The organism is Methylobacter sp. sgz302048, assembly GCF_052162025.1.
In the GTDB taxonomy this organism is placed as follows: Bacteria; Pseudomonadota; Gammaproteobacteria; order Methylococcales; family Methylomonadaceae; genus Methylobacter.
This window is the reverse complement of record NZ_CP197401.1, coordinates 1,588,097-1,603,882: the sequence shown is the minus strand read 5'-3', so window position 1 is coordinate 1,603,882 and position 15,786 is coordinate 1,588,097. Positions and strand designations below refer to the sequence as shown.

Genomic DNA, 15,786 nt, shown 5'->3' with positions numbered 1-15,786 from the left:
AGTCCGTAAATTAAGGGGGAATCAGGATTTTCTGCAGGCAGAGCAGTAGCCGTACAAATGAAGACTATGGTCGGTCAGCTCATAGCCCAGTTTTTCTGCAATTTCTCTCTGACGGGCTTCAATAAGCTCATCGGTAAACTCGTCCACTTTACCACATTTCATGCAGAGAATGTGGTCATGGTGATCACCTTTGGCCAGCTCAAAAACAGAGTTTCCGCCTTCAAAATGATGCCGAGTCACCAGACCTGCGGCTTCAAACTGGGTTAAAACCCGGTAAACCGTAGCCAGGCCGATGTCCTCATCCTCGCTCAACAGGATTTTATAAACCTTTTCAGCCGTCAGATGATGTTCATCAACTTGTTTTTCTAAAATTTGCAGAATCTTGACCCGAGGCAACGTGACCTTGAGACCAGCATTCTTTAAATCTTGAGTTTCAAACATAAATCTCCAATTTTGCCGTTCAAGTGGCAGCTTTATATAGGGTATCGCACATTGTAGCGTTTTTTTGGCATGAAACGCATGACTGTTTTATAGGATAATCGTTTAACATCAGGTATGATTTCGTCTTTTTCAAATTATTCTGCCGCCTCAAATGGGAAAGCCGCTTTTTTCTTTAACTCTGTTGACCAGCCTGACGCTTGCCTCATGTTCCAGTATTCTTAATAATTTGCCTGGCGTTTATACCGTGGACGTCCAGCAAGGCAATATGATCGATCAGTCCATGATCGATCAGATACGGCCCAACATGAACAAACGCCAGGTACTGTATATCATGGGTTCGCCCATGACGACCGATGCTTTCCACCAGAATCGCTGGGATTACATTTATTCCAATCAACCTGGAGGCGAGGCCAGAATGCAAAAGAAAATCACGCTGTTCTTCGACAATGATCGGGTTGTCGGTTTTCAGGGCGATTTCAAACCCAGCGCGCTCCCTGTGATCAAGGAATCACCCGAAACAACGGTTGATTTGCCGCCAAGGGAACTTGAAAAAACCTTATGGGAGAAAATCACTGGGCTATTCGGCATCGATGACATCGACAGTTCGACTGAATCCGACCCTGTAAATTCAGAGCCCAAATCGGAACGAGGAATAAATAATCCCGACACCCCGATGAACTGAATCGCCTGAAGCATTTTCAAGCGCACTGCTAGCGTTATCCTTTTGCGGCGCGCTGCCGTCTCGCTTCTTTGGGATCGTGAAACAAAGGCCGATAAATTTCCACTCTATCGGCCTGTTTTAAAATCTGGTCCATACTGCAGACATTGCCAAAAATACCCACCTTGATTCCGGACGGCTCAATTTCCGGAAACCGGGATAACAATCCTGATGCCTTTATGGCTTGTTCGACAGAGGCGCCTTCCGGCACTTTGAGGGACAGAATCACCTGCTCTTCAGGCTTGGCGTAGGCAACCTCAACATCAATCAACTGCTCAGCCATAAATCTCCTTGGCCCGCTGAGTAAAAGAACCGACCATGGTATTGCATATCTGGTTGAACACGGCACCGAATGCCAGACTTGCCAGCACGCCTGGCATCTCAAATTCCAGATTCAGGGAAATCTTGCTGGCATCTTCCCGCAACGGCATAAAGTCCCATGTCCCTTCCAGATAAGTGAAAGGCCCTTCCAGCAAGGACACCGTAATCCTGCCGCCCTCATCAATTTTATTTCTCGTTGAAAAGGATTTTGTGAATCCGCCTTTGGAAATCAACAGCTCCGCTTCAATAATGTCGCCCTCCCGTTTAAGGATCCGGCTGCCGCCGCACCACGGTAAAAAGCGCGGATAGGCTTCGATGTCATTAACCAGATCAAACATCTGCTGAGCGGAAAATTTCACCAAAGCGCTTTTTTCAACAACGGTCATTTAAATAACCCCAACCACATTCAGAAACACTAGAAAAACAGCCGCAGGCGCAATGTAGCACACTAAAAATTTCCACAACTGATAGCCTTCTGCGCTGGACATTTGCAGTTCCTGCTCACTATGCCGCTGTTTCATGACCCAACCAGCAAACATCGCAATCCCGAAGCCGCCGATAGGCAACATCAAATTCGCCGTCAAATAATCCACCAAATGAAAAATGCTTCTGTCGAAAACTTTAAAATCGGACCATATGTTGAATGAAAACACGGTCCCCAATCCCAACAGCCAGGTTGCCAAACCGGACCAGACACAGGCTTGCTCTCTACTTAAACCCTTGTTTTCGACCAGCCATGCAACAGCCGGTTCGATCAGGGAGATAGAAGAAGTCAAAGCCGCAAACACCAGCATCACAAAAAACAGAATACCGAACAGCCAGCCGCCGGTCATATTGCCGAAAGCAATCGGCAGCGTTTGAAAAATAAGGCCGGGGCCTGAACCGACTTCCAACCCATTGGCAAAAACAATAGGAAAAATAGCGATACCGGCCAACAAAGCCACGACCGTATCGGACCCGGCGATCAGAAACGCCGTTTTTGCAATAGACACATCCTTGGGCAAATAAGATCCATAAACCATAATGGCGCCCATGCCCAGGCTCAGGGTGAAAAACGCATGCCCCATGGCGGTCAGCACGGAATCGCCGGTAATCTTGCTGAAATCCGGGTTAAACAAAAATTTCAACCCCTGATCATAGGCGCCCGTGGTCATGGCATAGCCGACCAATAAAATCATCAGCACAAACAGACCCGGCATTAAAAAGCGCACGGCTCGCTCCAGTCCGCTTTTTACGCCGCGGGCAACGATCAGCATGGTAGCCAGCATGAATAAGGAATGCCAGAAAATCAACTGGACCGGACTGGCAACGAAGCTGTCAAAAAGCCCTTTTATCTCAGCCGCATCCGCGCCTGAGAAGCTGCCGAAAAAAGCCTTGAAGACATAAGCAGAAGCCCATCCCGCAATGACGCTGTAATAAGAGAGAATCAGGAAGCCGGCGGCAACCCCCATCCAGCCCAGGTAATGCCAGTTGGTATCCGCTTCAGCTTCGGCAGCCAGCGCTTCCATGGTATTGATAGGGCTCTGCCTGCCTCGGCGCCCCATCATCGTTTCCGCCATCATGATAGGCACGCCGATGAATACCACGCACAACAAATAAACGAGAACAAATGCGCCGCCGCCGTTCTCGCCGGTTATATAGGGGAATTTCCAGATGTTTCCCAAACCGACCGCCGAACCCGTGGCTGCGAGGATAAAGGCGAAACGCGATGACCATTCCCCATGAATTGATTTTTTTGTATCCGTCATTTGACTGCCCGTTGTCTCTATTAAAAACTCAATTTTTTCAGTAAATCGAGTAAAATAACAAAATTATACCCTTACGTCAGTCTAAAATCTCAACCAGCACACTATGGCCGATAAAAAGTCCAAGAAAAATAAAAAACAAGAAAACAACACAATAGCCCAGAATCGCCAGGCTACTCATGAGTATCATATTGAGGAGCGGTTCGAGGCGGGTCTTGTTTTGGAAGGCTGGGAAGTGAAAAGCCTGCGCGAAGGCCGCGTACAGCTAAAAGAAAGTTATGTCACCATAAAGCGCGGCGAAGCCTGGCTGGTCGGCGCGCATATCTCAGCATTGGCTTCGGCATCGACCCATGTCAACCCAGAGGCCATCCGCCAAAGAAAGCTGCTGCTGAACCGTCATGAGCTCAACAAGCTGATAGGCGCCGTGGAACGCAAAGGTTACACGATCGTCCCGTTGAACATGCACTGGAAAAAAGGCCGCGCCAAACTGGAAATCGGCCTGGCCAAAGGCAAACAATTGCACGACAAACGCGCCTCCTCAAAAGACCGCGACTGGCAGCGTGAAAAAGCCCGCATCATGAAGCACGCTTAAGGTAAAAAATGAACACACATTCCAATCTCCTCTTAGCGGAAAACAGCCTGCTGATCGTCGTTGACTTACAGCCCAGGCTGTCGGCCGCCATGCCTGGACCGGATGCCGAACTGATGACCGTAAATGCCGGCAAGCTGGTCGAAGCCGCTGGCCTGCTGGATATTCCCGTACTAGTAACCGAACAATATCCCAAAGGCCTGGGGCCTACCGCTGCGTCCGTCATCGAAAAGCTGCCCGAAACCGCGCAGGTTTTCGAAAAAACCGGCTTCTCCTGCTGCGCGGCCGAGGGCTTTACCCAGGCACTGCAGGACAGCCGACGCAAGCAGATCATACTGGTCGGCCAGGAAACCCATGTCTGCGTTTTGCAGACGGCCCTTGAACTGCTGCACGAAGGCTATCAGGTTCACGTAGCCATGGATGCCGTCTGCTCGCGCAAATCGGAACACAAACACTACGCCTTACAGCGCATGCAGCATCAGGGCGCCATCATTACCAACTACGAATCGGTGTTGTTCGAATGGCTGAGAGATTCGACTCACCCCTACTTCAAACACCTGTCAGGTTTTCTTCGTTAATACCTTGAATCTTACTCATGTCACTTACAGCATTTATTGAAAAAATAAAAAACAACGCACCTGTCGGTTTCGATGAAACCATGGCCGTCATTACGGAAAATTACCACTACCAGCCGACGGAATTCAGCAACGGCCTGAACGATGATGTCGTCGTCAGTCCAGCCGGCACTAATGAAGGTTCGTGCAAGATTTTTGCCTTCGCCCGCCTAAACGGATTCGACCAACAACAGACATTAAACCTGTTCGGCGATTATTACCGGGTAGACGTTTTAAATGATCCAAACGGCACTGGCCACGCCAATATCAGGAATTTCATGAAATACGGCTGGGACGGCATTAGTTTCAAAAGCGAACCATTGACTGCAAAATAATCTTAGCCTAACAAAATCAGATAATCATGCCTGTGGATTTTCTGATCATCGGCCAGGGATTGGCCGGCAGTTTGCTCGCTTGGGAACTGATACAGCGCGGCTGCAAAGTCGTCATTATCGATAACGGCCGGGAGAATGCCTCAGAGGTAGCCGCCGGCCTGATCAATCCGGTTACCGGCCTGCGTTTCGTAAAATCCGACGATATCGACGATTTATTGCCGGCCGCAAAGCAGTATTATTCCAAGTTATCGGCATTTTTCCAGCAGTCTTTTTACACCGAGAAACCTATGCTGCGCATATTTCGCAGCGAGGCCGAATCAAAACACGCGCAAAAACGGCTCAACGACCCAAAGTATAAAAACTATTTAGGGGCCATCACAGCATCTGGCAATACCATACCTTTTCTGGAAACGCCTTTCGGATTCATAGAGCAAAAGCAGACCGGTTATTTATTGACCCGGCCGGTGTTGGGCTGTTTGAGAGAATTTTTTATTGCCAAAGGCTGCTACAGATTGGCGGAATTTGATGACCGCGACATTCAGCTCGAACCGTCGCTTCGCTGGCGGGATATTTCGCCCAGACGGATCATTTTCTGCACCGGCCATCACGCGAGCCGGAGCCGCTGGTTTTCATGGCTGCCTTTCCGGCCGGCAAAAGGCGAAATATTAACGCTGGCTCATGCCGGCGAATTACCGGACAACATTCTTAACTACGGCAACTGGCTGATCCCTTTAACTGACCGCCAGATCCGGATCGGCGCCACTTTTGACCGCGACAGCTTAAACACTGACACTACCGATACGGCCCGCGACTATTTATTGACTACGCTGAAGCAAATTGCGCCTGCGCTTGAAACCACCCTGATAAACCAGCAGGCAGGCATCCGACCCTGCACGCAGGACCGTTCTCCTTTTATCGGCTATCATCCGCATCATCCGCAAATCGCCGTTTTCAATGGCTTTGGCGCCAAAGGCAGCCTGCAGATTCCCTGGTACGGCCAGCGTTTTGCCGACTCCCTGCTAAATAGCGCGCCCCTACCTCCATCCTGCAATATCCAACGCCATCATGACACGCATTTCCCTGGTTAAAGAAGCCCATAACCTGATCAAAGACAGACTCCATCCGGGCGATATTGCCATCGATGCCACGGTAGGCAACGGCCATGATGCCCTGTTTCTCGTTGAGCAAGTCATGCCGACCGGCCGGGTTTACGGCTTTGATATACAACAGGCGGCGCTGGATTCAACGCGATCCAGATGCGGGCCATTAAGCCATCCTGAATGCCTGACCTTGATTCATGCCAGCCATGCGTTCATGGCCGAAAAAATTCCCGAGCAGTACCATGGCAAAATCAGCGCCATCATGTTCAATCTGGGTTACCTGCCGGGCGGCGATAAAAACATTATCACGCGCACCGATTCGACATTGCAGGCCCTGAACAACGCCAGCCGGCTGCTGGCAACCGAAGGTCTTATCACGATCCTCGCTTATCCGGGCCATGCAGGTGGCAACCAGGAAACCGATCAGGTCAGAGACTGGTGCGCACAACTGGATACAAAGCTATTCAGCGTCAATACTGTTTACAGCGCCGAACACAAAGATTCAGCCCCCAGGCTTTTTACAGTCAGGAAAATAGGCTGACAAGCCGGTTCTAAGGCTCGTATTTTATAGCTACGGCGCGAACGCTATACAGCGGAACGCCGCGAAAACTGGTGGAATTTGTATTTAATGGCGAATCAATAGGCACGTATACCTGACTACGCTCACGGCCTGGCCCTACGACTATCGCATCGGCGCCCATTTGCCTGGCTTTTCTTACCAGGGCATCGTTAGCCTGATCGCCGGTGCTGACTTCAAGCTCTCCGATTGCAAAATACTTGCGATCCCGAGGCCAGGTACTCAAAACCTCGACATCGACAGTCGGCTCGAAGGTGTCCATAGTATATTTCACTTCCCGCACTTGCGGCTGGCTGCACGCAGCCAGTAAAAAAAGCACAACTGACAGGGTTAATACAGACCTCATGGCTATGCCTCCATAGAATGGTGCGTTGAAACTACTACCTTTCGAGGCTTAATGCCATAGGCATAAACACTGACGATAAGTCATCAGGCAGCGATGCCTTTGCCGCTATACAAAAAGCACATGCCTCGAAAAATGCGCTAAAACCGAACAACAGCCGAGACAATCTGTTATCATTACGGTCTTTTTTATCTCTATCCAGTCTCAACTTTTAAGGACAGACAATGTCAGAATTCACCAATGTATCAGTCGTTAAAAAAGCCAATGTCTACTTTGGCGGCAATGTCAGCAGCCGTACTATCCGTTTTGCCGACGGTTCGGTAAAAACCCTGGGATTCATGCTGCCTGGCGAATATACATTCAATACAGCTGATAAGGAATTGATGGAAATTATCGACGGCGATCTGGATGTGCTTCTGCCCGGAAGCGATGAATGGCAATCGATTAAAGGCGGCGAATCATTCGATGTGCCGGCCAATGCCAAATTCACTGTCAGAATCAAAACGCCCACCGACTATTGCTGTTCATTTATAAAATAATTAGATGGAAAAAGCCGCCATCTTTGTCGATGTGCAGAATATCTATTACACCGTCAAGCAAAGCTATCAGCGCCATTTCAACTACAACGCATTCTGGAGCCGGGCAACAACCGGCAGAGAAGTGGCCGCGGCATTCGCTTACGCCATCGACAAAGGCGACAGCAAACAACTGGGGTTTCAGCAGATACTCAGAAATATCGGTTTTGAAGTCAGACTGAAGCCCTACATTCAGCGCAGTGACGGTTCGGCCAAAGGCGACTGGGACGTCGGCATTACGCTCGACATCATCGACTATGCACCCAAAGTCGATGTCATCATTCTGGTATCGGGCGATGGCGACTTCGCCCTGCTGCTCAACAAAGTCCGTAACGCTTGCCATGTGACTACGGAAGTCTACGGTGTACCGGCGCTGACGGCGCCGTCGCTGGTCGGCTCGGCCGACCGCTTTATCGCCATCGATGACAAGCTGCTGTTATAAATGCACTAAATAACTGCCCGCCGGTCATCCATAACCTTATTTTGAACCTTATACATACTCTCGGAACAAAACCTTGATTTCTACAGCTAACATTACCATGCAGTTCGGGGCTAAACCCCTGTTTGAAAATATTTCCATCAAGTTCGGCGACGGCAACCGTTACGGTCTGATCGGCGCCAACGGCTGCGGTAAATCCACTTTCATGAAAATACTGAGCGGCGATCTGGAACCCACTTCCGGCAATGTCATGATCACACCCAACGAACGGGTGGGCAATCTGCGTCAGGATCAATTCGCGTTCGAGGAATTCAGCGTGATCGACACCGTCATCATGGGCCATAAAGAACTCTGGAGCGTCAAGCAAGAGCGCGACCGCATCTACGCGCTGCCGGCGATGTCCGAAGAGGAAGGCATGAAAGTTGCCGAACTGGAAGTCGAGTTCGCCGAGATGGATGGCTACAGCGCCGAATCCAGGGCCGGCGAATTGCTGCTGGGGCTCGGCATCCCGCTCGAACAGCATTACGGCCTCATGAGCGCCGTCGCGCCGGGCTGGAAACTGCGTGTCCTATTGGCCCAGGCCCTGTTCGCCAATCCCGACATCATGCTGCTCGACGAGCCCACCAACAACCTCGACATCAACACGATCCGCTGGCTGGAAAATGTACTGAACGAGCGTGACTGCACCATGATCATCATCTCGCATGACCGCCATTTCCTGAACAGCGTCTGCACGCACATGGCCGACCTCGATTACGGCGATCTGCGCGTGTATCCCGGCAACTACGATGACTACATGACCGCCGTGACGCAAGCGCGCGAACGCCTGCTGGCCGACAACGCCAAGAAAAAGGCCCAGATCGCCGAACTGCAGACCTTCGTCAGCCGCTTCTCGGCCAATGCCTCGAAAGCCAGACAGGCCACCTCGCGCGCCAAACAGATTGAGAAAATCAAGCTGGACGAAGTCAAGCCGTCGAGCCGGGTCAATCCGTTTATCCGCTTCGATCAGACCAAAAAACTGCACCGTCTGGCTTTGGAAGTTGAAGGATTGAGCAAGGGTTACGGCGAGCAGCCGTTGTTCAAAAACCTGAATCTGATGATCGCCGCCGGCGAACGCGTGGCCGTCATCGGCCCTAACGGCATCGGTAAATCGACGTTGCTGCGCACGCTGGTCGGCGATTTGACGCCTGATACGGGCGAAGTCAAATGGGCTGAAAACGCCGAAGTCGGTTACTTTGCCCAGGATCACGCCGACGATTTCGCCGAAGACATGCCGCTGATTGAATGGATGGGCCAATGGCGCAAGGAAACCGACGACGACCAGGTCATACGCGGCACATTAGGCCGTTTGCTATTCTCGCATGACGAAATCAAGAAATCGGTCAAAGTCATTTCCGGCGGCGAACAAGGCCGCATGTTGTTCGGCAAGCTGATCCTGCAAAAGAACAACATTATGGTCATGGACGAACCGACCAACCACCTCGACATGGAATCAATCGAATCATTGAATATGGCGCTGGAAAACTACCCCGGCACATTGCTTTTCGTCAGCCACGACCGTGAATTCGTCTCGTCCTTGGCGACACGTATTATCGAACTGACGCCGAACGGCATTGTCGATTTCAGCGGCAATTACGAGGACTATTTGAACAGCCAGGCCGTTTAAGAAGGAAGAGCAAGATGCGAAAGCCGTCTTGCTCCTGTTGACCGGAGCCGACTGTAAACCGCTTCAATGCAGGGATTTTGTTATTTGTTAAGACAAATTAACGGTTTCCTGTATTTCTGTCTCACTTTTAGTTAAAATAGCGCCCTTTCGAATCTGGACGAGTGAGCGGTGACAGTGACTTCAACAAACGCTACCTCACTTGGCCTTGAGCAATCTGTAGGTATCCTGCGGGTTTTATCCAAACCGATGGTTTTCAGCCACTGCGGAGCAAAGCAAATACCCGCGGCAGATCGCTCCTGCGCCCCGGTACGAACCCTCTTGAGTAATTTATTTAAGAGTAGTCACGGCAAGTTTTTTATACAACTAGAGTACAAACATGACTGATTTATCGCTTTACAGAAATATCGGTATCTTCGCACACGTTGATGCTGGCAAGACAACCACTACAGAGCGTATTTTAAAGCTCACCGGTAAAATCCATAAAATCGGCGAAGTTCACGAAGGCGAATCAACCATGGACTTCATGGAGCAAGAAGCTGAACGCGGCATTACCATTCAATCGGCGGCTACCACCTGTTCTTGGGCAGGCAGTAAAAACCAATTTCAACCACACCGCTTCAACATCATCGACACTCCGGGCCACGTTGATTTTACGATCGAAGTGTATCGTTCGCTGAAAGTTCTGGACGGCGGTATCGGCGTGTTCTGCGGTTCAGGCGGTGTCGAGCCGCAATCCGAAACCAACTGGCGTTATGCCAACGACTCCAAAGTCGCCCGTCTGATCTACGTCAACAAACTGGATAGACTAGGCGCCGATTTTTTCCGCGTTATCAAACAAGTCGAAGACGTGCTGGGTGCCGTACCAGTCGTAATGACCCTGCCTATCGGGCGCGAAGACCAATTCTCCGGCGTGGTTGACCTGTTAACCCGCAAGGCCTGGATTTGGGATAACTCCGGCGACCCTATGAAATACGAAATTACGGACGTGCCTGCCGATATGGAAGCGGATGTGGAAGAATGGCGCGCAAAACTGATCGACCAGGTTGCCGATCAGGATGACGAAATCATGGAAAAATATCTGGAAGGCGAAGAGCCCAGCATTGACGAGATCAAGCGCTGCATCCGCAAGGGTACCATTAAGATGGATTTCTTCCCGACTTACGGCGGTTCTTCATTCAAAAACAAAGGCGTACAGTTGGTGCTGGACGGCGTTATTGATTATCTGCCCAGCCCGACTGAAGTCAACCCGCAACCCGAAGTCGACCTGGAAGGCAACCCGACCGGCGAACACGCGATCGTCGATGCCGGCCGCCCACTGCGTGCATTGGTCTTTAAAATCATGGACGACCGCTTTGGCGCTTTGAACTTCATCCGGATCTATTCAGGCCGTCTGAAAAAAGGCGATACCTTGTTGAATACCTATACCGGCAAAACCGAACGGGTTGGCCGGATGGTGGAAATGCACGCCGATAACCGTTCCGAAATTGAAACGGCACAAGCCGGCGATATCGTCGCGCTGATCGGCTTGAAAAACGTTCAGACCGGACATACTTTGTGCGATCCTGATAAGCCGGCTACTCTGGAGCCGATGGTATTCCCTGATCCCGTTATCTCTATCGCCATTTCGCCTAAAGACAAAGGCAGCAACGAGAAAATGGGCATTGCCTTGGGCAAGATGATACAGGAAGACCCTTCATTCCGCGTCGAAACCGACGAGGAAAGCGGCGAAACCATCATCAAAGGGATGGGCGAGCTGCACTTGGATATTAAAGTGGACATCCTGAAACGTACCCATGGCGTTGAAGTGAACGTCGGCAAGCCACAAGTAGCTTACCGTGAAACCATCACCAAACGCGTTGAAGACGAATACACCCACAAGAAGCAGTCCGGTGGTTCCGGTCAGTACGCGAAAATCAACTACATCATCGAGCCGGGCGAGCCAGGCAGCGGTTTTGTGTTTGAATCGTCCGTGACCGGTGGTAACGTACCGCGCGAATACTGGCCGGCTGTTGAAAAAGGCTTCAAAGGCAGTGTCGACAAAGGCGTATTGGCAGGTTTCCCATGCTTGGATTTCAAAGTAAACCTGACCGACGGCGGCTTCCACGCAGTTGACTCGTCAGCTATCGCTTTTGAAATCGCCGCTCGCGCAGCGTATCGCCAATCCATTCCTAAAGCGGCTCCGCAATTATTGGAACCGATTATGAAAGTGGACGTGTTTACACCTGAAGCGAACGTTGGCGACGTGATCGGTGACTTGAACCGTCGCCGCGGCATGATCAAATCGCAAGACGCCGGCGTTACCGGAGTGCGTATCAAAGCTGACGTGCCGCTGAGCGATATGTTCGGTTATATCGGCGACTTGCGCACCATGACTTCTGGTCGCGGCCAGTTCTCGATGGAATTCTCACATTACATGCCATGCCCTAAAAACGTGGCTGATGAAGTGATTAAAGAAGTCAACGAACGCAACAAAAACAAGTAAGCTAATAAAGGTGTGCCGGGCAGGCAATCTGCCCGGCTGCATTTTCCTTATCGCATAAATAAGCATCTCTCCTGCCCTACTTTGGGCCCCTCAAAAAGCTCAAACAAGCATGCGCACCAAAATGATGCGTATGTGCCATATTGGCGCATCTAACGGCAGCCAACGAGTTTGCTTACGTCTTTTGGCATAACATTGCTGGCCATTTACAGCTCATGGCACGAGTCATGCTTAATCGTAGAAATGAGCGCACTAAAAATACTCCTGATTGAAGACAGAGCTACTGACCCATTATTGGCAGAAATGTCCATAACACATGGCTATTCGGTAATGACAATGACTGCATCGGACAGCCATATGCCAATCCTGATTTTGGCCAATAAGCCCGACCTGATAATTTTCAACATTCACAGCTTTGGAAAATATTATCACGCCATTCAATATCTTGGCGCACTGCCACTCGTTATTCTTTCCGATGCCGCTATTACCCGATTCAAAGAACAGCAAAGGCTTCAATAATGAATTTAGAACAAAACGCAGATTTTGAACAAGCAGACAAACTATTTCCTTATTTTCAACCCATTATCTGCGTCGCCAGCGGGCTCATCGTCGGCTACGAAGCATTAGCCCGGCAATATGATGAAAACGGACAGGTCATTTCTGCCGGCCAATTGTTCTCTTCCCCGGATATTACCGAGGAACAATTGATAGCCTGGGATCGCACGGTTCGCCATCAGGCATTGCTGAAATTCTGCCAGCTAAATCACAAAAGCTATCTGACGCTCAACATTTCCGCATCATGGATTGATAAGGTTTCAGATTTGAGAGCATTGCCCACCTTACAGATGCTGGATAAGCTCAACATAGACAGAAGCAGGATTATTATCGAAATTGCCGCAACCCGGGGCAGCCTCGATAAAATCGCCGCGGTCGCCAGGGAATATCGCAAGCACAACCTGAAAGTCGCCATTGACAGCTTTGGCGCCGGCTTTTCGCAACTGGAAAGGGTCATAGCCATCCGCCCCGACGTTATCAAGCTGGACATGCGGCTGTTCAAACAGGCTACCAAAGGCGGCATCGCCAACGAAGTGGTGCATCTGTTGGCGCGTCTTAGCAAACGCACCGCCTGCCTTATCGTCTGCGAAGGCGTCGAAACCGACAATGAATTCTTTTACGCATTAAGCTGCGGCGCCCAATATGTGCAGGGCCACCTGTTTTCGCCGGCAGCGGCTGAATTCAAGAAGCCAGACCACTATCAGCGGCATATCGAATCGCTCAGGAAAACATTCCTGCAAAGAGTATTGCGCAAGGAAGCCCGGAAACTGCAATCCGCCGATAAAGTTAAGGATCTGATTGAGCTTCTGCGACAGGCCTTGGCTACCGATTTCAATTTAAACGAATTGTCGGCGCATCCGTTTGAAGAAAGCGGCATACTCAGGTTTTATTTATGCAATAACGAAGGCAACCAGATCTCATCCAACTTTAATTTTGCCGGCGGAAAATGGTTTGAAGAAGCTGGGGAAATCGGCTTTAACTGGTCTTGGCGGCCTTATTTCTATCAACTGCTGGCGCTCGAAAATGTAAGTGACACTCATGGTATTGTTGCTTCCGAACAATACAGGGATTTCAGCACCGGCCGCCTGTGCAAAACACTGTCGCTCAGACTCGACAAGGAGCGCATCCTGTCGGTAGATATTGTTGAGGAGCCGGCATAGCGCACGCCGCCAAAACGCTTTGACCATCCATACAAGCGATGAAAAGAGCTTCAAACCCGAATCAGTTCCAAGAATCATTGCCGTCAACCTATCATGGACATTACCATCACAACCCCTGCCCTTTTATTTCCTGCCATTTCTGTCCTGTTTCTGGCATACACCAACCGTTTTCTGGCCATTGCCAGCCGCATTCGAGAGCAACATAACCTGTTCAACAAAACCCAAAGTCCGGTGGCTAAAAAACAGATCGAAAGCCTGAGGCTACGCATACGCTTTATCATCGCCATGCAATTGTTGGCGGTCATCGGCATTATCGGCTGCATACTGGCCATGGCGCTGATTTTTTATGGATTGCAAAATTACGGCAGCCTCGCATTTGGCATCAGCATGGTATTTATAGTACTGTCGCTGCTGGCTTCAGTCAGTGAATTACTGATTTCGACCAAAGCGCTCAACATTGAGCTTGAAGATATGGAAGCCGGATGATTCGCGAGGCCCGTTCCGATACTCGATTCAACAGGCCTCACGTTAGTAGCCCGCTTTGCATGAATGCTGAATATATGTAAGCCAACCGACGTTGCGCCCAGATCGATAGCGCGGAGGTTTTTACCCTGTAGGGTATTTACTGCCTGCATATCTCGGAGACCCGGGTCGAATACGCTAAAGGCACAAGCGAATCAGACCCCAACGGCGTACTATCCAGTCAATATGTACTGGCTCAATCTTGCTTTATGCCTTTAGTCCTGCCAAAATGGACATATAATTATCAAATATCAAAAACTATAGTGAAAACAAGTTCTTTGGTTTACAGAACGGCAAATATCGTATTCAATCCCTTCCATTTTTCGGCCAAAACAAAAAAACACCGGGCGTTAAGTCTCAGTATTTTTATTAGCGCCAGGACCACTTGCAGTGATTGACCCCGTACAACTTTTCGCACAACTGCTTCGGCAGCTCTATAGGCGCGCAACGGCGGCTTTTGCCATCCATTGCGCACATGTCACTTTGCTCGCCATTTATCTCTGGCAGGAGCTCCCCCTTTCCATTTTTCTTGCATGGCTCGGCATCGCCATGACCGGCGGCGTCTGGCAATTGTTTGCGGGCCGCCGGGCTCTTCGCTATATTGCCGAAGACGCCTTGAAAAGAGGCGCGCTTACACCCGATATATTTGCTGCGGGAGCTGCCGGTCTAGGCTTTGGACTTACCGCGGTGTTGTTCCCCTATTTGTCGCTGACAACAAAATTAGTTGTCATCCTCATGCTTGGCGTGATCGCGGTAAGCGCCCTGCCGCGGCTCAGCGCGCTTCCGTCAGTCTACACCGCCTTTCTTTTAGGAACGCTGGGACCGCTCGTGCCGGTGCTGTTCGTGCTGGACAATGAACCGGGCTGGAGCGCAATACCGGTCATATTGCTGATGGGCGTCAGCCTGTCGTATTCGGCGCGCCAGCTACATACGGATTTACTGGAGAGTTTACTGTCGCGTTTCGGCCTTGAAAATGCCGCCGGCGAAGACAAGCTCACCCATCTGGCCAACCGTCGCCGCTTCGACATGATTCTGGAACAGGAATGGGCGCGCGCGCGACGTTCCAAACAGCCGATATCGCTGATCATGGTGGATGTCGATTTCTTCAAGAAATTCAATGATCGCTACGGTCACCAAGAGGGCGACCACTGCCTGGCGCAAGTAGCGATGGCGCTTTCCCAATCGGCGAGGCGAAGCATAGATCTTGTCGCCCGCTATGGCGGCGAGGAATTCGTTGTCTTGCTTAACCAGACGACACGGGACGATGCCTATGCGGTGTGCGAGCGCATGCGCAGCTCCGTCGAGAAACTGGGCATTCCCCATCAGGATTCAACTTTAGGCCACGTTACGATCAGCATGGGCGGCGTAACTTTGTATGCGAAAGAGAATCTGAAAGCAGTCGATATGGTCAAAACCGCCGACAAGGCTTTGTACCGCGCCAAGGCGGCCGGACGCAACAAGGTGGTATGGTACGACCCGAGCCTTGATGAAGACGGGAACGCATAGGCTGCATACGCATCAATTCAAGCACAATAAGCTTTAAGGACTTGGCTAAGGTTTTGGCGAATGAAATCAGAGTTTATGTAGGCTGAGTTGGAGCTTTAGCG

The 15,786-nt window shown here is 50.5% G+C and carries 19 protein-coding genes; 14 read left to right on the top strand and 5 right to left on the bottom strand.

Annotated features, from left to right (window positions below):
• Positions 1-21: 21 nt before the first annotated feature.
• A complete protein-coding gene (fur, locus tag ACTNE6_RS07535) occupies positions 22-441 on the bottom strand; it encodes a ferric iron uptake transcriptional regulator (protein ID WP_194969847.1) in 420 nt (139 codons plus the stop codon).
• A gap of 151 nt (positions 442-592) precedes the next feature.
• On the opposite strand from fur, the gene ACTNE6_RS07530 reads away from it, so the two are divergent.
• Entirely contained in the window at positions 593-1,123 is a 531-nt protein-coding gene (locus ACTNE6_RS07530) for an outer membrane protein assembly factor BamE (protein ID WP_194969848.1), read from the top strand.
• A 34-nt stretch (positions 1,124-1,157) separates the two neighbouring features.
• Here ACTNE6_RS07530 and ACTNE6_RS07525 read toward each other — a convergent pair whose 3' ends face one another.
• Genes ACTNE6_RS07525 through ACTNE6_RS07515 form a run of 3 tightly spaced genes read right to left on the bottom strand, consistent with a single transcriptional unit; the run spans position 1,158 to position 3,228 of the window.
• Positions 1,158-1,442, bottom strand: coding sequence for an RnfH family protein (locus ACTNE6_RS07525; RefSeq protein ID WP_194969849.1), 285 nt, complete (start codon positions 1,440-1,442; stop codon positions 1,158-1,160).
• Positions 1,435-1,866, bottom strand: coding sequence for a type II toxin-antitoxin system RatA family toxin (locus tag ACTNE6_RS07520; RefSeq protein WP_194969850.1), 432 nt, complete (start codon positions 1,864-1,866; stop codon positions 1,435-1,437). The genes ACTNE6_RS07525 and ACTNE6_RS07520 overlap by 8 nt, the downstream gene beginning before the upstream one ends.
• Positions 1,867-3,228, bottom strand: a complete 1,362-nt coding sequence (locus ACTNE6_RS07515) for a sodium-dependent transporter (RefSeq protein WP_442499193.1) — start codon at positions 3,226-3,228, stop codon at positions 1,867-1,869.
• A gap of 103 nt (positions 3,229-3,331) precedes the next feature.
• On the opposite strand from ACTNE6_RS07515, the gene smpB reads away from it, so the two are divergent.
• Genes smpB through ACTNE6_RS07490 form a run of 5 tightly spaced genes read left to right on the top strand, consistent with a single transcriptional unit; the run spans position 3,332 to position 6,404 of the window.
• Positions 3,332-3,817, top strand: coding sequence for an SsrA-binding protein SmpB (gene smpB / locus ACTNE6_RS07510; protein WP_194969852.1), 486 nt, complete (start codon positions 3,332-3,334; stop codon positions 3,815-3,817).
• Between the two features lie 8 nt (positions 3,818-3,825).
• The gene (locus tag ACTNE6_RS07505) at positions 3,826-4,392 is read left to right on the top strand and encodes a hydrolase (protein WP_442499192.1); all 567 of its coding nucleotides are present in this window, start codon (positions 3,826-3,828) and stop codon (positions 4,390-4,392) included.
• 17 nt (positions 4,393-4,409) lie between these two features.
• On the top strand, positions 4,410-4,763 hold the full coding sequence (locus ACTNE6_RS07500) for a HopJ type III effector protein (RefSeq protein WP_442499191.1): 354 nt from the start codon (positions 4,410-4,412) through the stop codon (positions 4,761-4,763).
• 26 nt (positions 4,764-4,789) lie between these two features.
• A complete protein-coding gene (locus tag ACTNE6_RS07495; RefSeq protein WP_442499190.1) occupies positions 4,790-5,851 on the top strand; it encodes an NAD(P)/FAD-dependent oxidoreductase in 1,062 nt (353 codons plus the stop codon).
• The gene (locus ACTNE6_RS07490) at positions 5,829-6,404 is read left to right on the top strand and encodes a class I SAM-dependent methyltransferase (RefSeq protein ID WP_442499189.1); all 576 of its coding nucleotides are present in this window, start codon (positions 5,829-5,831) and stop codon (positions 6,402-6,404) included. Before ACTNE6_RS07495 ends, ACTNE6_RS07490 begins: the two co-directional genes overlap by 23 nt.
• A 10-nt stretch (positions 6,405-6,414) precedes the next feature.
• On the opposite strand, the gene ACTNE6_RS07485 is transcribed toward ACTNE6_RS07490, so the two are convergent.
• Positions 6,415-6,786, bottom strand: a complete 372-nt coding sequence (locus ACTNE6_RS07485; RefSeq protein ID WP_442499188.1) for a hypothetical protein — start codon at positions 6,784-6,786, stop codon at positions 6,415-6,417.
• 221 nt (positions 6,787-7,007) lie between these two features.
• On the opposite strand from ACTNE6_RS07485, the gene ppnP reads away from it, so the two are divergent.
• The 8 genes from ppnP (at position 7,008) to ACTNE6_RS07445 (ending at position 15,685) form a co-directional block, all read left to right on the top strand.
• Positions 7,008-7,322: a pyrimidine/purine nucleoside phosphorylase gene (gene ppnP, locus ACTNE6_RS07480; RefSeq protein WP_194969858.1), complete on the top strand. Its 315-nt coding sequence runs from the start codon at positions 7,008-7,010 to the stop codon at positions 7,320-7,322.
• 4 nt (positions 7,323-7,326) lie between these two features.
• Positions 7,327-7,800: a LabA-like NYN domain-containing protein gene (locus ACTNE6_RS07475; protein WP_442499187.1), complete on the top strand. Its 474-nt coding sequence runs from the start codon at positions 7,327-7,329 to the stop codon at positions 7,798-7,800.
• A gap of 73 nt (positions 7,801-7,873) precedes the next feature.
• Positions 7,874-9,463 carry an ABC-F family ATPase gene (locus tag ACTNE6_RS07470; RefSeq protein WP_442499186.1) on the top strand — a complete coding sequence of 530 codons (1,590 nt, stop codon included), beginning with the start codon at positions 7,874-7,876 and terminating at the stop codon, positions 9,461-9,463.
• A gap of 376 nt (positions 9,464-9,839) precedes the next feature.
• Positions 9,840-11,945: an elongation factor G gene (gene fusA / locus ACTNE6_RS07465; RefSeq protein WP_434484916.1), complete on the top strand. Its 2,106-nt coding sequence runs from the start codon at positions 9,840-9,842 to the stop codon at positions 11,943-11,945.
• A 240-nt stretch (positions 11,946-12,185) separates the two neighbouring features.
• Entirely contained in the window at positions 12,186-12,461 is a 276-nt protein-coding gene (locus ACTNE6_RS07460; RefSeq protein WP_442499185.1) for a hypothetical protein, read from the top strand.
• A complete protein-coding gene (locus ACTNE6_RS07455) occupies positions 12,461-13,657 on the top strand; it encodes an EAL domain-containing protein (protein WP_442499184.1) in 1,197 nt (398 codons plus the stop codon). The genes ACTNE6_RS07460 and ACTNE6_RS07455 overlap by 1 nt, the downstream gene beginning before the upstream one ends.
• Before the next feature lie 93 nt (positions 13,658-13,750).
• Positions 13,751-14,143, top strand: a complete 393-nt coding sequence (locus ACTNE6_RS07450) for a DUF2721 domain-containing protein (protein ID WP_194969864.1) — start codon at positions 13,751-13,753, stop codon at positions 14,141-14,143.
• 426 nt (positions 14,144-14,569) lie between these two features.
• Positions 14,570-15,685 (top strand): GGDEF domain-containing protein, encoded by a 1,116-nt coding sequence (locus ACTNE6_RS07445; protein WP_194969865.1) that lies wholly within the window; start codon positions 14,570-14,572, stop codon positions 15,683-15,685.
• The last annotated feature ends 101 nt before the right edge of the window (positions 15,686-15,786 follow it).